The following is a 19259-nucleotide window of genomic DNA, read 5'->3' as shown; positions in this document are numbered from 1 at the left end:
TAATGCTTCCTGAATCCCGCAGGTAGCCGTGTCTGTAATGGCCAAGCTTGCGGGATGACGGGCGGCGCTCGAAAGGAGGAATAGAATGATATCTGTTACGAGATTGAATGGATCGCCTATTTGGGTGAACGCCCTTCTTATCGAGTCCGTTGAAGAGACGCCAGATACGTACATCACCCTAACGACAGGTAAAAAGGTAATTGTGCTGGAGAAAGGGCAAGAAGTTATTACCCGTATTGAACAATACATACGTTCTGTAGGCATTATTGCAGGAACGAAGAAGACAGAATTATCGGAGGGTCAACCATGAAAAGAATGCTGCCGTGGATGATTACGGTGCTGCTAGCGCTCACGTTAATTGCAGTGGTAGTCATTATAATATGGAACACAACACCAGGGAAACAAGCAACCCCAACTGGGAACATTGCCGTACCTAGACTGTCTGCCGATGAAATTGTAGATATGACGTCCAGTATGAATGAAATCAAGACGAACCTGGCGGATCACGACTATATTGTGCTGACAGGATTCGCATTTCAATTGGACAGCAAGAAGACCAAGGAACAGTTCGACAAGATCAAAGACCTTCGCATTAAGCCTCTCATACTGCGCACGCTCGCTGATATGAAGCCAGAAGAGCTGCAAGGCATGAAGGGACAGGATCAATTATGTTCCAAGCTGCTTGAATTGATTAATAAGCAGTTGCCGGAAGGCAAGGTCGTCCAAGTCGACTTGACTGATTTCATTATGCAACGCCTCTAAGGGGCGCTTACATCTGTTGTAGTTGATTCCTGTAAGGGGGTGAAACGATTGGTTGACGTGCTGTCACAGAATGAGATTGACGCCTTGCTCGCGGCGTTGTCCTCTGGAGAAATGGATGCCGAAGAGCTGAAAAAAGAGGAAACGCAGCGAAAAATTCGCTCTTATGATTTTAAGCGGGCTGTTCGATTTTCTAAGGATCATATTCGCAGCTTAACACGCATCCATGAGAATTTTGCCAGATATTTAACAACATATTTTTCTGCGCAACTCAGGACATTTGTACAAATCAATGTCGTACAGGTGGAGCAGCTGCCGTATGACGAATTTATTCGGTCTATTCCGAAAATGACCATTTTGAATATCTTTGAGGCTGAACCGTTCAAGGGACGGATGGTTCTTGAAGTGAACCCTAACGTAGCCTTTGCAATGCTGGATCGCATGCTGGGTGGTACTGGTATGTCTCCTTCGAAGATCAATGCGTTGACAGAGATTGAAACGACGGTAATGGAGCGGATATTCAGCCGCGCGTTCGACAGTTTGCAAGAAGCTTGGAAAAATGTCCTTGATATTGAACCAAGACTTGAAGCACTGGAGACAAATCCACAATTTATGCAAATCGTATCGCCCAATGAAACAATTGCGCTCATCTCTTTGAGCACAAAAATTGGAGATACGACGGGGATGATTAACTTGTGTATTCCGCATGTCGTCATTGAGCCGATTATGCCGAAGCTCTCCGTACACCATTGGTTCGTGTCGGAGAAGAAGACAAGGGAACCGATTGAAGTCGAAAAATTGCGCCAGCGCGTAACAAAAGCAAAACTGCCTATATCGGTGGAGCTTGGGACATCCCAAATTACGGTACATGAGCTGATGCAGCTTGCCGTTGGCGATGTAATCGCGTTGAACAAGCCGGTTGACAGCGGATTATCGATCCGGGTCGGCGAACGCGAGAAATACATAGGAACACCTGGTGTATACAAGGATCGAATTTCAGTACAAATCGAGCAAGTTGTAGATGAAGGAGTGGAAGAGCATGACGAGTAAGGACTACTTGTCACAGGAGGAAATTGACGCGTTGCTGAAGAGATCATCGGATGAACCGTCTGCCGAAGAAGCCGGTACTCCTTCCATTGAAAAGTTTTTAGACCCGATTCAAATTGACGCGTTGGGCGAGATCGGCAATATTACATTCGGTAGTGCAGCGACAGCATTGTCCACACTGCTCGGTAAAAAGGTCGAGATCACAACGCCTCGCATTTCGCTGCTGCAGCGTGAAAACTTGGAAAATGAATTTCCTAAGCCGCATGTAGCTGTTCACGTGCGTTATGTGGAAGGCTTTGAGGGTGTAAATTCACTCGTTATTAAAACATCGGATGCGCAAGTAATTGCAGACTTGATGCTGGGTGGAGACGGCACAAACACAAGCCATGATTTAACAGAAATTCATATTAGTGCTGTACAAGAAGCGATGAACCAAATGATGGGATCATCTGCAACATCGATGTCCACGATATTTAACCGATTGGTAAATATCTCCCCTCCGGGGATCGGGATCTTGGACATGTCCAATGGAACTGGTGTAGACACATTGCCTGATGATAACGTGCTCGTTAAGGTTTCATTCCGCCTGACAATTAGTGACCTGATCGATTCCACGATCATGCAAATATTAACGGTTCCATTTGCACGTAATATGATCTCTCTGCTTCTTGACTCAGCTTCAGATGAACCTGCGGCTGCTGCAGAAGCTCCAGTTGCAGAAATGCAGCCAGAAGCAAAATCAGCTTATGAACCGCCAATGACTGCACCAACTATGGAATCTCACGTTCCGCCGATGCAGGGCCATTATGATCCAATGGGAGGAGGACACGCAATGCAGCAACCTTATACATCTGCTCCAATGCATACGCCGGGTGTGGATATGCATAGAGATCAAGCTGCAGCATATGGGACAGCGCCTAATCGGAATGTGAATGTGCAGCCTGTGCAATTCGCAAATTTCCAGTCGGCTCCATACCAACAACCGGATGAATCAAATCTAAATTTATTGTTGGACATCCCACTCAAAGTCACAGTAGAATTAGGTAGGACACACAAACAGATCAAAGACATTTTGGAGCTTTCCCAGGGCTCCATTATCGAGCTGGACAAGCTGGCAGGCGAACCTGTCGACATTCTTGTCAACAACAAGCTGATCGCTAAAGGTGAAGTTGTGGTTATTGACGAGAATTTCGGCGTGCGTGTCACAGATATTATCAATCAGTGGGATCGAATTCAAAAACTACAATAAGATTTGGGGAGGATTCTCAACGATGGCAAACCGTATTTTGATCGTAGATGACGCAGCGTTTATGCGAATGATGATTCGCGACATTTTAACTAAAAATGGTTATGATGTTGTCGCGGAAGCATCGGACGGTGCGCAAGCGATCGAAAAGTACAAAGAACATAAACCTGACCTGATTACAATGGACATTACAATGCCGGAAATGGACGGAATTACAGCGCTTAAAGAAATTCGCAAATCCGATCCAAACGCCAAAGTCATTATGTGCTCCGCTATGGGGCAGCAAGCCATGGTAATCGATGCGATTCAAGCAGGCGCGAAGGACTTCATCGTGAAGCCGTTCCAAGCTGATCGCGTAATCGAAGCTATCAAGAAGACGCTAGGGTAATTGTATGAAAAATGACAGCGGTCAACTGATGCAATCATCTGGTGTCGATGGATATTTATCGAGCTTATTGACCGTGTTGTTGTCGCTTGCCGTCATTATCGTGCTTATCGTGCTGTTCATCAAGCTGTTGAGCCGCAAGAATCGAATGTGGCAATTGAACCAGAGTATCCGGACGTTGGGCGGCACCGGCCTCGGACCGAACAAGTCGATGCAAATCGTAGAAGTTGGCGATGTCGTCTATGTATTGGGCATCGGGGAAGATATTACACTCATTGATAAAATATCCGATCCGGCCCAAGCGGCACGCTTCATCGCGGCGCTTGAACGCGAGCAGCCGACAGCGACATGGCCAACCTCCTGGTCGGAGTGGAAGGAGCGTCTGCGGGTTGGACGCAATGGACGCAACGTTGACAGTAACACGAAGCTAGAAGAGACGGACACAGTCTCATTTCATGAAATGTTTCACGAGAAGCTTGAACGCATGCCGAAGCGCAGCGAGCAAGTGGAGCAACTATTAAAAGATGATATTAAAGAAGATCGGTAGATGGATTCATGAACAAAAAATTGTTACTATCTGTAACCGTCGCACTGTTTGTATCCAGCATGTCAGCTCATTGGGCAATGGCATCTCCCATCATTCCAGACATCGACATTAAAGTTGGTGGCGGAGGACAGCCGGGAGCATCATCGATATCGATATTGCTGCTTATTACAATATTGAGCTTAGCTCCAGCAATACTCGTACTGATGACATCCTTTACACGTATTGTGGTTGTTTTGGGATTTGTTCGAACGTCCCTAGGGACGCAGCAGATGCCGCCCAATCAGGTGTTGATTGGTCTGGCGCTCTTTCTTACTTTGTTTGTGATGTCCCCGACCATTGGTGAAGTGAACCAAACTGCCCTGCAGCCGTATTTAAAGGGTGAGTTGAATCAAAACCAAGCGCTCGAGAAGGCATCTGTTCCGATGAAGAAGTTTATGTTCTCACATACACGTGAGAAAGATTTGCTCTTATTTATGAAATACACCAAAACGGAAAAACCGAAAACATATGAAGATATTCCGTTAACCGTACTCGTGCCTGCATTTGCGATCAGCGAGTTGAAGACGGCGTTCCAAATGGGATTTATGATCTTTATCCCATTCTTGGTCATCGATATGATAGTGGCCAGTACGCTAATGGCCATGGGGATGATGATGCTGCCGCCAGTCATGATATCGCTGCCGTTCAAGATTTTATTGTTCGTGCTCGTCGATGGCTGGTATCTCGTAGTGAAATCATTGCTCATGAGCTTCAATACATGACGCGAGTGGGACATGGCGAACGGGAGGAATGAACATGAGTGCAGAATTTATAATGGGGCTGGCTGGACAGGCTGTGTTTACTGTTCTTAAGGTCGGCGCGCCCATGCTGGCAGTAGCCTTAGTCGTAGGATTGCTGATAAGCATATTTCAAGCGACGACACAAATTCAAGAGCAGACACTTGCATTCGTGCCGAAAATTGTGGCGGTTATGATCGTAATTCTGCTATTTGGACCCTGGATTTTAACGACACTCGTGGATTTTACGCACAATATTTTAAATAACTTGCATCATTATATCGGTTAGGCAGTGAAGCCATGGAAATGCTCGTACAAGCTTTCCCTGTTTTTTGCTCTCGCTGTGTCGAATTGCGGCATTCTTTGTCGCCGTCCCTGTCTTTTCTTCCCGAGGCGTGCCGATTCGTTTCAAGATTGGGCTCGCATTCTTCGTCAGTGTTATCGCCTATTTGTTGTTTGGGCTTGGCAAGAGTGTACCAACAGATGGAACTTATATCGTATATATTGTCCGGGAAATATTAATAGGTTTGCTCATTGGATATTTGGCTCAACTGTTCTTCTCCATTGTGCAGACAGCAGGATCATTCATTGATATGCAGATTGGATTCGGCATAGCTAATGTCATTGATCCTTTGACCGGGACAAGTTCACCTGTGATGGGCAACTTTAAATACATATTTGTCGTGTTATTGTTTCTTGGAATGAACGGCCACCATTACTTTATCGACGGAATTATGCAAAGTTTTAAGTGGCTTCCGCTGGATGAAAATGCTTTTTTCGCACAAATTGCAAATGGGAATGTTACAGATTTCATTATGAAATCATTCACAGAAGCTTTCATCATTGCGTTTCAGGTCTCTGCGCCACTTATCGTTGCATTGTTTTTAACTGATGTAGCACTGGGATTTCTAGCGCGTACAGCGCCACAGTTTAATATTTTCGTCGTGGGCATCCCACTGAAGCTAATTGTTGGTCTTCTTATGTTGCTGCTAGTCGTACCAGGCCTTGTATACGTACTGCAGCAATTGTTCTCTACGCTGTTCGAAGCGCTCGATCAGTTGTTACGCATGATGGGGGCGAGAGGATGAAGCAGCTTCACGAGATACGTACAGATGAGTCGAATCGTCACGCGTATGCACTACGTTATGAGCTGAACTTGCAGCTTTTCTCGCAAGAGAAGACAGAGAAAGCTACGCCGAAGAAACGACAGGAGTCACGCAAGAAAGGGCAAGTTGCCAAAAGTATGGATCTCTCAGGAGCATTCATTCTCTTGGCAGGGTTCTCTTGCTTGTTCGCACTCGGCGGCTTTATGAAGGATCGGATTGTCGAATTATTCTCTGATGTATTGCAAAACCGGCTTACCATGGATGTAACGGCAAACAATGTGCTTAGTTACTTTAGCTCTATTTTTATGAAGCTAATGATCATAATGGCACCGTTGTTCATTGCAGCAATTGTCATTGCACTGGTCGTTAACTATATGCAGGTTGGCTTCCTGTTTACTGGCGAGCCGTTGAAGATGAAATTAGAGAAGATTGATCCGATTAAAGGGTTCAAAAACATTTTTTCCATGCGTTCCGTAGTTGAATTTCTGAAATCGATCTTGAAGCTTACGACGATCGGCGTGATCGTCTACACCTCATTGTGGGGAGAGAGAGATACGATTGTCATGCTGTCCCATGTTCCATTGAATGACATTATGTCATTTACGGGTCACTTGACGCTTATGCTCGGATTGAAGATTGGAGCAGCGTTATGCGTGCTTGCTGCTTTGGATTACATGTACCAACGGTACGAATACGAGAAAAGCTTACGGATGTCGAAACAGGACATTAAGGACGAATTCAAAAAGACCGAAGGCGACCCTCTCATTAAGGGTAAGATTCGTGAACGTCAGCGACGCATGGCGCTCATGCGCATGATGCAGGAGGTGCCAAAGGCGGATGTCGTCATTACGAACCCGACGCACTTTGCCATTGCATTGAAATATGATGGCGGCGCGATGGATGCGCCAGAGATTATCGCCAAGGGACAGGATTACGTCGCGCTCCGTATTAAGCAGATTGCCAAGGAACACGGCGTCATAACGATGGAAAACAAGCCGCTCGCCCGTGCTTTGTATCAAAGGGCCGATATTGGCGAAACCGTTCCGGCCGATTTGTTCCAAGCCGTGGCTGAGGTACTGGCATACGTATACAAATTAAAAGGCAAAGTCAATTGATTGATTTGTTCAAGGATGGAGGGTGCATTCCGTGAAAACGAGGGATTTATTCGTCTTGGTCGGTATTATCGGTATCGTACTCATGATGGTTTTGCCCATACCGACATGGTTGCTAGACATTTTACTCGTAATCAATATATCGATCGCGCTCATGATTTTGCTCATTGCCATGAATACGAGGGAAGCGTTGAACTTCTCGATTTTCCCGGCTATGCTGCTCATTACGACATTGTTCCGACTCGCGCTGAACATATCCACTACGAAGCAAATTCTTACGAATGGCGAAGCTGGTGACGTAGTTGCCACCTTTGGTGAGTGGATAACGCAAGGAAATATCGCAGTTGGTCTTGTCGTCTTCCTCATTCTTGTCATTGTACAGTTTATTGTTATTACGAAAGGCTCAGAGCGGGTCGCTGAAGTATCAGCACGCTTTACGCTCGATGCGATGCCCGGTAAGCAGATGGCAATTGACGCAGACTTGAATGCAGGACTTATCAACGAGCAGCAGGCCCGTGATCGCCGCGATAAGATTAGTCGAGAGGCGGATTTCTATGGCGCCATGGACGGTGCCAGCAAATTCGTAAAAGGGGATGCGATCGCAAGTATCATCATCCTACTTATTAACCTGATTGGCGGCTTCATTATCGGAATGGCGATGCATGGCAAATCTTTTGGCGATGCGGCATCCACGTATTCGATTTTATCGATCGGTGATGGTCTCGTCAGCCAAATTCCAGCGCTTCTCATTTCGACTGCAGCAGGTCTTATCGTAACAAGAGCAGCATCTGATGGTAATTTGGCAGAAGATTTGCGAATGCAGATGTTTGCCTATCCAAAGCTGCTTTACATTGTATCAGGAACGATCGCTTTGCTTGGTCTTCTTACCCCAATTGGAATTGGTTCTACGATTCCTTTTGCCGTTATTCTCGCGATTGCTGGGTATCGGATGCAGAAGAACATTGATGAACGGCAAATCGAAGAAGAACAGCTTGAAGAAGAGCTGCAAATTGAAGAAGTGCGCAGTCCAGAAAGTGTAGTCAATCTGTTGCAGGTTGATCCGATTGAATTTGAGTTCGGTTATGGACTCATTCCACTAGCGGATACACAGCAAGGCGGGGATTTGCTCGACCGCATTATTATGATTCGACGCCAATGTGCATTGGAGCTTGGATTAGTCGTTCCCGTCATCCGGATTCGGGACAATATCCAACTGAAGCCGAATGAATATGTTATCAAAATCAAGGGCAACGCGGTAGCCCACGGCGAGCTTCTGCTCAATCATTATCTGGCGATGAACCCTGGTTATGATGATGAATCGGTATCAGGAATCGAAACGGTAGAGCCGGCATTCGGACTGCCTGCGTTATGGGTGGATGATGCAATGAAGGAGCGTGCCGAATTGGCAGGATATACGGTTGTAGATCCGCCTTCCGTCGTGGCTACGCATCTGACCGAAATCATTAAGAAGCATGCACACGAGCTTATTGGTCGTCAGGAAACAAAATCGCTTGTTGAAACTGTTAAAGAACAATATCCTGCACTTGTGGATGAACTGATTCCAAATGTATTGACGATCGGTGATGTTCAAAAAGTTTTGGCTAAGTTGCTGCGAGAGAAAATATCGATTCGCGATCTCGTAACGATATTCGAAACACTGGCCGATTACGGTACATACACGAAGGATCCGGATGTGTTGACGGAATATGTACGTCAAGCGCTAGCACGACAAATTACACAGCAATATTCAACTCCAGGCGAGACGCTGCGTGTTATTACAATTGGGCCTAGCTTGGAAAAGAAAATTGCGGAGAATGTGCAGCAAAATGAGCATGGTTCTTACCTTGTTCTGGATCCGAATACGACACAGCAAGTATATCAGCGCATGAGCGAACAGATTCAGAAGCTCCTTCAATCCGGACATTCGCCGATTATGCTTGCATCTCCGAATATTCGCATGTATTTGCGCCAGTTGATGGAGCGTGCAATGCAGGATGTGCCGGTGCTGTCCTACAATGAGCTTGAACCAAATGTTGAAATTCAAAGCGTCGGAGTGGTGAATGTATGAGGGTGAAAAAGTACCTCGTCGAAACGATGCCGGAGGCCATGAGTCAAATCAGGCAAGAGCTGGGCAAGGATGCGGTCATTGTCAGCACTAAAGAGGTTAAGACAGGCGGTATTCTTGGCATGTTCCGCAAACGGGCCATTGAGGTAGTTGCAGCTGTCGACGAACAAACCAAGCCTGCTGTGAAGACTCCCACACAATCGAATCAGATTTCTGGCAATGGAGGGATGCAATCATATATCCCTTCATCGGTTGCCCGTTCAATGTACGGAGGAACTGGAGGAAGCGTTCTTACTAGGGATGCAGCGGAGCAAGGAATAGCACAGCGACATGCTGATGCAGCCAACCGTGTACAGCAATCTATAACCTCCAACGGAGCAGCTTATCCTCCGACATCCTTGCATTTGGCGGCGGTTGAGTCGGTAGAGGAAAATACGACTGAGCCCCCGGCACAGCTTCCTTTTGCACGTTCTGAGCGCTCCGTTGTTCCGATAACATCGGTTGAAGAAGAGCAGGCAGATCCGCATTTGCAAAAGGAATTGGCTGAAATGAAACGGATGATGCGTAAAGTTATGGAGCGTGTCAACTATGATTCATGGTCAGAAAGCGCGCAGGAAGTAGAGCGCCATCTTCGTTTGCAGGGACTGTCACAAGAGGCTGCTTACGGGTATGTTCAACAAGCTTGGGAGCAATGCAAATTAAACCGTGAAGAGGAACCTGACTCCGATGTGCTGAGAGGTTATGTGAAAGACATTGTGGAGGAAAAGCTGCAGTCGCATGTTGTTCATGGATTGACACCGGCTACCCGTATTTTGTACGTAGTAGGGCCAACAGGAGTAGGCAAGACGACAACGATTGCGAAGCTGGCGGCGGATCAAATGTTCCATCATCAGCGCAAGGTAGGGCTTATTGCTTCGGATACGTATCGAATTGCTGCGGTTGAACAGTTGCGAACGTATGCATCAATCCTGAACGTACCAATGGAGGTAGTGACCTCACCAAATGACACGGAGCGGGCGCTTCGCGCGCTGCAGGGCTGTGATCTCATCATTATGGATACAGCTGGGCGGAACTTCCGCAATGACATGTATGTAAATGAGTTGAATACGATGCTCAGACCGTATCCAGACAGCGAGACATTTCTCGTTTTGAGCTTAACCTCCAAGACGGAAGATATGATAGCTATATTGGAGCGTTTCTCGAGACAGCGTATCGACCGGATTATCTTCACGAAGGCGGATGAAACAGATACATTCGGTTCAGTATTGGAGCTTGCTGAGCGGACGACAATTCCGTTCAGCTATGTGACGACAGGGCAAAACGTACCTGATGATATCGAGCCATTTCAAGTGGATGATGCGGTAAGACGAATAGTAGGTGCATGACGAGATGAGCTATGATCAAGCAGAAGGGCTAAGACAACTGGTAGAGTCCCGTCATGAGAAAGCTCGAATGATGCCGGTAAGCAGAAAGCCGCAGGAACGCGCTCAGGTTTCAACGGCACGCATTATTGCGGTTACGAGCGGCAAAGGTGGAGTGGGGAAATCCAATTTCACGTTGAACTTTGCACTCTCCTTGCAGGAGGCGGGATATCGAACACTAGTATTCGATGCAGATATTGGCATGGGGAACATCGATGTACTGCTTGGTGCGACATCGGGGGTAAGCCTAATGCATGTGCTGCGTGACGGGCGTTCCTTGCAGGATATTATTCAGGTGGGCCCTCGCGGGATGCATTACATTCCTGGGGGCTCAGGGTTTCAAGAACTACTGGATATGCCTTCTGTTCATATTGAACACTTCATTCAGGAAATGGAAAAATGGTCAGAACAATATGATGTCATATTGTTCGATACGGGAGCGGGTTTAAGTAAGGAAACGATGCAATTTCTAACTGCAGCGGATGAAACACTTGTCGTAACCACACCAGAACCAACATCCACTGCGGACGCCTATGCACTGATTAAGGTTGTGACTGCAGCTAGACCTGATCATACGTTCCGTCTCGTAATTAATCGTGCATCTGACTGGAAAGAGGGAAGCCAAACTGCTGAGCGACTATCCTCAGTAGCGGAGCGATTCCTACATCGCCCGATTCCCACGCTTGGCATTTTGTATGATGATCCTCATGTCATGCAGGCTGTGAAGAAGCAAATCCCGTTTTACCATTTTGTATCCACAATGTATAGTTGCCAAGCAACTGCGCGAACTAGCCAATGCCTATATGCACGGAGCAGGGCAGGCGGGCCAAACTGGTGGTGTTAAGCATTTCTTGCGCAAATGGCTGGGCAAATGGTCTTCCTAAATGAACGCATAATGGAATGAAGGACGCAGTATTCACAAATTGCTGCCAGGGAGCGTGATGAGAAATTGACAACTAAGAAAGTGCTTGTTGTGGACGACTCGGCCTTCATGCGAACGATTATTTCTGATTTAATCATCCAGGATCATTCCTTTGAAATTGTAGGGACAGCCTCAGACGGGGTGGATGCTGTACATAAAGTGATGGAACTGAAACCGGATGCTGTGACGCTTGATGTTGAAATGCCGATTCGAAATGGTTTAGAAGCACTTCAGAGCATCATGACAGAATGTCCTACTCCAGTAATTATGCTGTCAAGCTTGACAGAGGAAGGGCGTTCGGAAACATTATCCGCCCTTGAATATGGAGCATTTGACTTCGTATGCAAGCCAAGTCCAGCGGGCGGATCGTAAGATATACATAATGTAGGAGAAATGCTTCGAGAGAAGCTGCATACTGCTATCGCTTCTCAAGAAAGGAAGCGTCAGCTTGAGCGATTGCGGGAACAAGGGGAGCGTCTTAAAAGGGAGTATGCGGCGACAGCTTCTCAGACAGAAGAAAATCATGCTTTGCCGCCGAATCAATCTGCTTCGAAACCTCGTAAAGAGGAGGGGCATAAGCCAAAGGCTAAAAGTCCATTGGCATCTCGAGCCGCAGCAAGATTGGCAGCTAATGAAAAGCAGACACGTCGAACTCCGGACGAAAAGGCTGTTACTAGCCGTTCTCGAGAGGACAAGCCACCTGTTCCAATCTCAGATGCTGAAGTACAACCACGTTGTCGCGATGAGCAAATAGATGGGATGTCTTCCCGGGTCACAGGACAGCATGAAGCTGTAAGTGCGACCCAACTAGTCAAATTCGATCAAATCATTGCCATCGGGACATCAACAGGCGGACCGCGTGCATTGAAGCAACTGTTATCATCGCTCCCTAAGCAAATCCCTGCGCCGATATTGGTGGTTCAGCATATGCCGCCTAATTTTACGAAGTCATTAGCTGAACGATTGAACAATTATAGCGATATCGAAGTGAGAGAGGCGCAGCATGGCGAAGTGCTTCATACCGGAGTAGCCTATATAGCGCCAGGCGGCATGCATATGACGGCTGTGCGCAACCCGGAGGGGACATATTCAATTGCTCTTTCTAAAGGAGAGCCTCGCAACGGGCATCGTCCTTCGGTAGATACCCTTTTCGAGTCGCTTTTGCCGTTGAAGGAGCTAAAACGACATATTGTTCTGTTAACAGGGATGGGCAGTGATGGTGCAAAAATGATGAAACGGTTGGCCGACGAGGGCGTGACTTCTACCTTTGTCGAAAGTGAAGAAAGCTGCGTCGTCTTCGGCATGCCGCGCGCGGCAATCGAGTTGGGATGTGTATCGCAAGTCATTCCACTTCAGCAGATGGCTAAGTCCATCACACATGCGATGAAATGATCAGATACTGTTGTGCAAATCGTTAAAGGAGGTGTTCGAGCATGGATTTGAATCAATATTTGTCCATGTTTATTGACGAAGCGAACGACCATTTGCAAGCGTTGAACGAGCACATGCTAGAGTTGGAGAACCAGCCGGACGATGTTGGGATTGTGCAAGTTATTTTTCGGTCTGCCCACACACTCAAAGGGATGTCGGCAACGATGGGATTTGAGGACTTGGCCTCACTAACCCACCAGATGGAAAATGTATTGGATCTTGTGAGAAATAACCTACTTGCAATGGACTCCTTCATTTTTGATACGTTATTCCGAAGCTTGGATGCTTTGGAAGCAATGGTTTCCGATATCACCAATGGCGGTGAAGGGAAGGCGGATGTGACGGCAATCGTTGCATCTCTTCAGTCCATAGTCAAGGGCGACTACAAAAAGAAGCAGCTTCTGAAGACGGCAGCTCTGCTTCTGGTGAAGAAGAGCAAAACGAACGGCTTGATGAATTCCAAAGAAGTATACTGGAGCAATCGCTGGAAGCAGGCATGCATGTATACCATATTCATATCCGATTGCGTGAAGATTGCGTGCTTAAGGCTGCTCGAGCTTATATGGTGTTCCAAGTATTAGGGCAGTACGGAGAAGTTGTGAAGTCGAACCCGCCAGCACAGGACATCGAGCAGGACAAGTTCGAAAATGGATTTTCTGTGTTCTATGTCAGTAGCGAACAGGAATCGCGTCTACAGCAAGAAATCGGACAGGTTTCAGAGCTGGACAGTGTGCAGGTGCAGCCATTCACGCTTGATGATGTTCGGAATTGGAACAGTCAGATTGATGAGATACAAGCTGGAAAGCAGGAAGCTGCGGCAACAGCAGCGCCATCCAAGCCCGACGTAAAGCAAGAGCAGTCTGCGGCTTCGGAATCGCCTTCTGCTCCAGCTCGAAAGGCAAATACAGCAGCCGCTGCTACGGGAAAACCAGTTGGAAATCGAACAATTCGAGTGGACATTGAGCGACTTGACGTATTAATGAATCTATTAAGCGAAATGCTTATCGACCGTGTTCGTCTTGAACAATTGTCCGGAGAACTGAAAAATCATGATTTGACAGACACTGTGGAGCATCTGTCACGTGTGAGTTCCGATCTGCAAAATATCGTACTCAAGCTGCGCATGGTGCCAGTTGATACAGTATTCAGCAGATTCCCGCGGATGATGCGGGACTTGGCTAAATCACTAGATAAAAAAGTAGATTTCATTATTACAGGTGCTGAGACTGAGCTTGATCGCACGGTAATTGATGAAATTGGTGATCCTCTTGTCCATTTGCTGCGTAATGCAGTTGACCATGGTATTGAATCCATCGAAGAACGTATCGCAGCGGGCAAATCAGAAACCGGAACTGTCCATCTTCGGGCGTTCCACAGCGGCAACCATGTCTTCATCGAAATTGAAGAAGACGGTCATGGAATTGACCGCGCGATGGTTCTGAAGAAAGCCATCAAGAATGGGGTAGTGACTGCAGAGAGAGCAGTTCAAATGAGCGATGAACAAGTTTATATGTTATTGTTCGCCTCCGGCTTTAGTACGGCGGAAAAAGTCTCTGATATTTCAGGCAGGGGCGTAGGACTTGATGTCGTAAGATCGAAGATTACTTCACTTGGCGGACATGTTATCGTAGAGTCCAAGTTGGGACAAGGAACGAAGTTCATTGTACAGCTTCCGCTTACGATGTCGATTTTATCAGCAATGCTCTTCCGTTTGGGCAGCGAGAAATATGCAATTCCGCTTAGCTCTATTGTGGAAACCAGCTTGGTTAAGAAAGAGAAAATACGCCGCGTTCACGGTGGAATTCGAATGGTCGATTACCGAGACAGCGTAATTCCTTTGCTGTCCCTAAGCACATTGTTCGATTGTCCGAATTATTCGGATATGGAAGAAGAAGAGATAGAAATCATCATTGTGCGTAAAGGCGAACGCTTGGCTGCACTCGCTATAGATGACTTTATCGGTCAAAGCGAGATTGTGCTGAAGCCGCTCGGAACCTATTTGAAAAACACGCCGGGCTTCTCTGGTGCAACGATACTTGGAGATGGGCAAGTGGCGTTGATCATAGACCCGAATGCCTTACTGAAGTAATCATCAATATCTATTCATGATAGCAATACAGCCATATTCAAATGAAGGAGGGCGCGACATGGCAGAGGAATTAAAGGTCGTTGTCTTTACGTTAGGAGAAGAAGAATACGGTATTGAAGTAGAAAAGGTAAAAACGATAGAGCGCATGCTTCCTATTACACGAGTTCCGAAAACATATGACTTCATTAAAGGTGTTATCAACTTGCGCGGTGTTGTCGTTCCTGTCATCGAGCTTCGTGGCAGATTCGGTTTGCCGTCAGCGGAAGTGACTGAACAATCCCGCATTATAATCGTAGCTTATGAAGATCTGGAAGTTGGTTTTATTGTCGATAGCGCCAATGATGTCATCGACATTATTGATGAGGATATCGAACCGGCACCAGAGGTTGTTGGCGGAATTCAAGCCAAATACTTGCGCGGCGTAGCTAAGATTGGGGATAACCGTTTGCTTATTATGCTCAATTTGGCCGAAGTGCTGAATAAGAGCGAAATTATTCGACTAGAGCAGCTTGAGGCGTAGCAGCGTGCATTTATTTGAACGTCTCGGAGAATTCAAGCTGGATGTTCTGAAGGAAGTCGGGAACATTGGTGCCGGCAACGCCGCAACGGCACTATCCCGTCTTCTCAACCGGCCAATTGACATGGCTGTGCCTAAGGTACGGCTTCTGCCGTTTGAAGAAATTGCGGACGAGGTCGGTGGAGCAGAGCATGTTGTAATTGCGATTTATTTTCGCGTCGAGGGAGATGCGCCAAGCCATTTATTCTTCATGTTTGATACCGATGCCGCTAAGCGCCTTCTGTCACATTTGGAAGCTCTTCCTTCAGACACTAACCAATGGTTCAATGACATGGAATTGTCCGCCTTGTCGGAGATTGGAAATATATTAGCGGGTTCGTACTTGTCTTCCTTGGCAGACTTCACACATCTGGCGATGTCTCCAACTGTTCCTCAGCTTGCCATCGATATGGCAGGTGCAGTGCTCAACTACGGAATATTGCAGTATGGGGAAATGGGAGACAGCGCTTTGTTAATCGATACGAAGTTTTTACAGGATTGCGATGAAGTGCAAGGGACCTTTTTCTTAATACCTGACCCGGACTCTTTTGACAAAATATTTGCTGCATTGGGAGTGCCATTCGAATGATAGAAGAGTCGACGGTTGTAAAAGTCGGAATGGCCGATTTGCAGGTGAGCCGTTTCGGTTCCTTACGTACGACCGGTCTCGGATCGTGCGTTGGATTGACATTATACGACCCCGTTGCCCAAGTCGCGGGGATGGCGCATGTCATGTTGCCCTCTTCCGATATAGCAAGAGAGGGAAATCGCAATATTGCCAAATATGCGGATACTGCTATTCCAGAGCTAATACGCCGCATGACAGAAGCCGGGGCCTCCATGTCCCGGATGCATGCGAAAATGGCCGGCGGCGCACAAATGTTCGCTTTTTCATCCAATAACGACATGATGCGCATCGGCCCACGTAATGTTGATTCCTGCAAAGTAATGTTGGAGCAATACAGTATCCCGCTTCACGCAGAAGATACAGGCGGCAATTATGGGAGAACGATTGAGCTGTACTGCGATGACGGGAGACTACACATTCGCAGTGTGCAGATGGGTGAAAAGGATATATAGCATGAGAGGAACAATACGTTGGAATTACATATTTGGTGCCGTCGGAGCATTCCTTGCAATGATGGTATCCTGGAGCAATAATGTCTGGACGACGAGTATGCTCCGTGGAATCATTGCGTTTGCGATATGGTTTGGGCTTGCATATGGAGTCAGATATGCCTTAGGCATGCTGCATAAAGAAGCTGATGCCGTACTGGCTGGATCAGGCTCTTATCAGAACCCGAATGCAGGGTCACTGTTGGATATGACAACTCCGGATGAAGAGGATGCTATTCGAGACTTGCTGCGGCCGTCTGGCCCAGATTCGAAACAAACGAATCCGGAAGATGATAATGGCGGCTCGTTCCAACCGCTGCAACCACCCAAGCTCGTGACCAAGCCGCAACCAGATGCGGAGAAATTGGCACAGGCTGTTCGTCACTTCGTACAAAAGTAAGGAGGTTGACTGTCGGTGAGCGTACAGAAATTACAACCTGGCTCGCAAGAGGGGCTTTGGGAACGCTGGAAGGATCATGGTGATCAGGATGCGAAGCGGCAATTGATAGAGAACCACCTATCCATCGTCGACTTCGTATCGAATCGACTTGCTGCAGGGTTGCCTCGCAATGTTAGTAAGGACGATCTGGCTAGCCATGGTGTTATTGGATTAATAGATGCTGTTGAAAAATTCGATCACCGAAGAGGATTGCAATTTGAAACTTATGCCTCATGGCGTGTTCGGGGAGCAATCCTTGATGGACTTCGCTCTGGAGATTGGGTGCCTCGCTCGGTAAGAGAAAAGGCGAAAAAATAGAAGAGGCTTATCAACAATTGGAGCAGCAATACTTGCGTACTGTGTCAGATGAAGAGGTAAGCGCCTATTTGCAAGTCAGCGAAAAGGAATTCCATGGAATGCTTCAAGATGTATCGATTATGTCGATTTGTTCATTGGAAGATCCGATTCGAGAGGATGACTCGGAGACTCGAATATCGCTATTGATTGATGAGACTGCGAAGAATCCAGAGTACAAGGTCAATGAGTATTATTTAAAGGAAGCCCTTGTTCAAGGAATTGATAAATTAACCGATAAAGAGAGAACGGTAATCTCCTTGTTCTATTACGAGGACTTGTCTTTAAGTGAAATCGCGGAAGTCATGTCTTTATCACCTTCCCGAATTTCGCAGCTGCACTCCAAGGCGATATTAAGATTGCGAACCGTATTGGAGAAGCAGAAACCTATGTTAATGGAAAATTAAAAATAGATACGGAATAGTTGAGAGACTACGCTGAATGAAGAAAAAGAAAGGGGGGTTTTTCGTGAGTATGACATTGGCATTGGAAGAGTATATGGATGTCGCAATATCTGAAGATAAGATGCAGGCGCATCTCTATTTTAAGAAGTCTGCCGAAGATCTCAAGTGTACGGTGGAACAATTGAACGAATTTCTGCGCTCTTATGGCGTTCGATATGGAGTACAGCCTGAGGTTCTGAAGGATATCGCTGCAAATCCGATCAATTTTGCTCGTGGTGCAACGATGGTCGCTCATGGAAAAGCACCCGTACACGGTGTAGATGGTCGAATCGAATTAATGCTTCCGCAGAGCGGAAGCGAGTCAAGGCCAGCTGAGAGAGAAGACGGTACGATTGATTTTCGTGAAGTGAAGCAGTTAGACAACGTTAAGAAAGGTCAATTGATAGCCAAGCGGATTCCAAGCCAAGAAGGGATACCCGGCATGTCCGTTCTTGGTGAGGAACTGAAAGCAATCAATGGACGTGAGGCACGTTTCAAGCAAGGTAAGAATGTTGTTCTTGATGAGGATGAAAAAGCACTTTATTCAGCGATTGATGGACTAGTATCCCGAATTGAACCAGATCGAATTAGTGTATTTCCTGTATTTGAAGTCAATGGAGACGTGGATTATCGCTCAGGTAATATTGATTTTGTCGGCACAATCGTCATTCGTGGTAATGTACTGACTGGATTTACGGTTAAGGCGGCAGGGGATATCCGCGTCTATGGCGGAGTAGAAGGTGCTACGCTCACTGCGGCAGGCTGCATTGAGGTAAGCGGCGGAATTATTGCCAGCAATAAAGGACTCGTCAAAGCTGGAACTCATGTGAAATGTTCGTTCATTCAAGAGGCGAACGTTATTGCAGGCACAGAAGTCAATGTGTCGCAAAGCATTATGCATTCCAACATTCGAGCAGGCAAGCGTGTCGTTTGCCAAGGCACGAAGGGACTTATTGTAGGCGGAATTGTACAGGCAGGCGAGCGTGTAACCGCTCGTACGATCGGCAATACGATGTCTACTGCCACCATTATTGAAGTGGGAGTCCAACCGGATTTGCGTAATGAATTAACAGATTTGCGAACGAAGCTTAAATACAATGTTGAAAATGTAGAGAAGACCGAAAAAGCACTTCGTATTCTGGATCAACTAGCTGCAACTGGACAGTTGACAGGAGAAAAACTAGGAATGCGCATTAAATTGAATTCAACGAAAAAACAGCTTGTTGGAGAGCAGACCGAAATGCGTGAGCGTATGCTGGAAATCGAAAAAATGCTCGAGGACACTGCTGTATCTTCCATAGATGTAACTCATACGATATACGGCGGTGCCAAGCTGGTTATTGGCCGCAATGTACGGTTCATCAAGGATATGGCACAGCGAATTTCCTTCCGTATCGTTGAAGGCGACATCATGATGACGCCTTACCGATAATCGATCGTGTGGA

General features: G+C 46.8%; 18 protein-coding genes and 3 pseudogenes. All 21 read left to right on the top strand.

All coding sequences use genetic code 11. From position 1 onward, the window contains the following. The first annotated feature begins 85 nt into the window (after positions 1-85). The 21 genes and pseudogenes from PAV_RS24270 (at position 86) to PAV_RS24170 (ending at position 19246) form a co-directional block, all read left to right on the top strand. Entirely contained in the window at positions 86-310 is a 225-nt protein-coding gene (locus PAV_RS24270; protein WP_005550583.1) for a flagellar FlbD family protein, read from the top strand. Next, a complete protein-coding gene (locus PAV_RS24265; protein WP_005550581.1) occupies positions 307-762 on the top strand; it encodes a flagellar basal body-associated FliL family protein in 456 nt (151 codons plus the stop codon). The genes PAV_RS24270 and PAV_RS24265 overlap by 4 nt, the downstream gene beginning before the upstream one ends. Positions 763-810: 48 nt before the next feature. After that, the gene (gene fliM / locus PAV_RS24260) at positions 811-1809 is read left to right on the top strand and encodes a flagellar motor switch protein FliM (RefSeq protein ID WP_005550579.1); all 999 of its coding nucleotides are present in this window, start codon (positions 811-813) and stop codon (positions 1807-1809) included. Beyond that, the gene (gene fliY, locus PAV_RS24255) at positions 1799-3055 is read left to right on the top strand and encodes a flagellar motor switch phosphatase FliY (RefSeq protein WP_005550578.1); all 1257 of its coding nucleotides are present in this window, start codon (positions 1799-1801) and stop codon (positions 3053-3055) included. The genes fliM and fliY overlap by 11 nt, the downstream gene beginning before the upstream one ends. Before the next feature lie 22 nt (positions 3056-3077). Further along, a complete protein-coding gene (locus tag PAV_RS24250) occupies positions 3078-3440 on the top strand; it encodes a response regulator (protein WP_005550576.1) in 363 nt (120 codons plus the stop codon). A 4-nt stretch (positions 3441-3444) separates the two neighbouring features. Continuing rightward, positions 3445-3984 carry a flagellar biosynthetic protein FliO gene (locus tag PAV_RS24245; RefSeq protein WP_005550575.1) on the top strand — a complete coding sequence of 180 codons (540 nt, stop codon included), beginning with the start codon at positions 3445-3447 and terminating at the stop codon, positions 3982-3984. Positions 3985-3992: 8 nt separating this feature from the next. Next, the gene (fliP, locus tag PAV_RS24240) at positions 3993-4745 is read left to right on the top strand and encodes a flagellar type III secretion system pore protein FliP (protein WP_005550574.1); all 753 of its coding nucleotides are present in this window, start codon (positions 3993-3995) and stop codon (positions 4743-4745) included. Between the two features lie 34 nt (positions 4746-4779). After that, the gene (gene fliQ / locus PAV_RS24235; protein WP_005550573.1) at positions 4780-5049 is read left to right on the top strand and encodes a flagellar biosynthesis protein FliQ; all 270 of its coding nucleotides are present in this window, start codon (positions 4780-4782) and stop codon (positions 5047-5049) included. A gap of 43 nt (positions 5050-5092) precedes the next feature. Next, complete coding sequence (gene fliR, locus PAV_RS24230; RefSeq protein WP_005550572.1) at positions 5093-5848, top strand: flagellar biosynthetic protein FliR; 756 nt, start codon at positions 5093-5095, stop codon at positions 5846-5848. Continuing rightward, complete coding sequence (flhB, locus tag PAV_RS24225; protein ID WP_005550571.1) at positions 5845-6981, top strand: flagellar biosynthesis protein FlhB; 1137 nt, start codon at positions 5845-5847, stop codon at positions 6979-6981. The genes fliR and flhB overlap by 4 nt, the downstream gene beginning before the upstream one ends. A gap of 31 nt (positions 6982-7012) precedes the next feature. Continuing rightward, positions 7013-9046 (top strand): flagellar biosynthesis protein FlhA, encoded by a 2034-nt coding sequence (gene flhA / locus PAV_RS24220; protein WP_005550570.1) that lies wholly within the window; start codon positions 7013-7015, stop codon positions 9044-9046. Continuing rightward, on the top strand, positions 9043-10428 hold the full coding sequence (gene flhF, locus PAV_RS24215) for a flagellar biosynthesis GTPase FlhF (RefSeq protein WP_005550569.1): 1386 nt from the start codon (positions 9043-9045) through the stop codon (positions 10426-10428). Before flhA ends, flhF begins: the two co-directional genes overlap by 4 nt. A gap of 4 nt (positions 10429-10432) precedes the next feature. Beyond that, complete coding sequence (locus tag PAV_RS24210; RefSeq protein WP_005550568.1) at positions 10433-11308, top strand: MinD/ParA family protein; 876 nt, start codon at positions 10433-10435, stop codon at positions 11306-11308. A gap of 105 nt (positions 11309-11413) precedes the next feature. Further along, positions 11414-12778, top strand: a pseudogene (locus PAV_RS24205) (protein-glutamate methylesterase/protein-glutamine glutaminase). A 41-nt stretch (positions 12779-12819) separates the two neighbouring features. Then, positions 12820-14906 (top strand): annotated as a pseudogene (locus tag PAV_RS24200) (chemotaxis protein CheA). A gap of 58 nt (positions 14907-14964) precedes the next feature. Next, positions 14965-15426 carry a chemotaxis protein CheW gene (locus PAV_RS24195; protein ID WP_005550567.1) on the top strand — a complete coding sequence of 154 codons (462 nt, stop codon included), beginning with the start codon at positions 14965-14967 and terminating at the stop codon, positions 15424-15426. Positions 15427-15430: 4 nt separating this feature from the next. Continuing rightward, entirely contained in the window at positions 15431-16051 is a 621-nt protein-coding gene (locus tag PAV_RS24190; RefSeq protein ID WP_005550566.1) for a chemotaxis protein CheC, read from the top strand. Continuing rightward, positions 16048-16542: a chemotaxis protein CheD gene (locus tag PAV_RS24185; protein WP_005550564.1), complete on the top strand. Its 495-nt coding sequence runs from the start codon at positions 16048-16050 to the stop codon at positions 16540-16542. Before PAV_RS24190 ends, PAV_RS24185 begins: the two co-directional genes overlap by 4 nt. Position 16543: 1 nt before the next feature. Further along, entirely contained in the window at positions 16544-16978 is a 435-nt protein-coding gene (locus PAV_RS24180) for a hypothetical protein (RefSeq protein ID WP_005550562.1), read from the top strand. 15 nt (positions 16979-16993) lie between these two features. Then, positions 16994-17778: pseudogene (locus PAV_RS24175) on the top strand (FliA/WhiG family RNA polymerase sigma factor). A gap of 61 nt (positions 17779-17839) precedes the next feature. Then, complete coding sequence (locus PAV_RS24170; protein ID WP_040736669.1) at positions 17840-19246, top strand: DUF342 domain-containing protein; 1407 nt, start codon at positions 17840-17842, stop codon at positions 19244-19246. Positions 19247-19259 lie beyond the last annotated feature (13 nt).

The organism is Paenibacillus alvei DSM 29 (assembly GCF_000293805.1).
Classification (GTDB): Bacteria; Bacillota; Bacilli; order Paenibacillales; family Paenibacillaceae; genus Paenibacillus_B; species Paenibacillus_B alvei.
This window is presented reverse-complemented; position numbering and strand designations above follow the sequence as displayed.

What these genes read in the sequence shown, in the direction of transcription:
- flhF (WP_005550569.1), top strand. Translation starts at nt 9,043, where the DNA reads ATGAGGGTGAAAAAGTACCTCGTCGAAACGATGCCGGAGGCCATGAGT.
- PAV_RS24180 (WP_005550562.1), top strand. Translation starts at nt 16,544, where the DNA reads ATGAGAGGAACAATACGTTGGAATTACATATTTGGTGCCGTCGGAGCA.
- PAV_RS24245 (WP_005550575.1), top strand. Translation starts at nt 3,445, where the DNA reads ATGAAAAATGACAGCGGTCAACTGATGCAATCATCTGGTGTCGATGGA.
- PAV_RS24185 (WP_005550564.1), top strand. Translation starts at nt 16,048, where the DNA reads ATGATAGAAGAGTCGACGGTTGTAAAAGTCGGAATGGCCGATTTGCAG.
- PAV_RS24195 (WP_005550567.1), top strand. Translation starts at nt 14,965, where the DNA reads ATGGCAGAGGAATTAAAGGTCGTTGTCTTTACGTTAGGAGAAGAAGAA.
- PAV_RS24265 (WP_005550581.1), top strand. Translation starts at nt 307, where the DNA reads ATGAAAAGAATGCTGCCGTGGATGATTACGGTGCTGCTAGCGCTCACG.
- fliP (WP_005550574.1), top strand. Translation starts at nt 3,993, where the DNA reads ATGAACAAAAAATTGTTACTATCTGTAACCGTCGCACTGTTTGTATCC.
- fliQ (WP_005550573.1), top strand. Translation starts at nt 4,780, where the DNA reads ATGAGTGCAGAATTTATAATGGGGCTGGCTGGACAGGCTGTGTTTACT.
- fliY (WP_005550578.1), top strand. Translation starts at nt 1,799, where the DNA reads ATGACGAGTAAGGACTACTTGTCACAGGAGGAAATTGACGCGTTGCTG.
- PAV_RS24250 (WP_005550576.1), top strand. Translation starts at nt 3,078, where the DNA reads ATGGCAAACCGTATTTTGATCGTAGATGACGCAGCGTTTATGCGAATG.
- PAV_RS24210 (WP_005550568.1), top strand. Translation starts at nt 10,433, where the DNA reads ATGAGCTATGATCAAGCAGAAGGGCTAAGACAACTGGTAGAGTCCCGT.
- PAV_RS24270 (WP_005550583.1), top strand. Translation starts at nt 86, where the DNA reads ATGATATCTGTTACGAGATTGAATGGATCGCCTATTTGGGTGAACGCC.
- flhB (WP_005550571.1), top strand. Translation starts at nt 5,845, where the DNA reads ATGAAGCAGCTTCACGAGATACGTACAGATGAGTCGAATCGTCACGCG.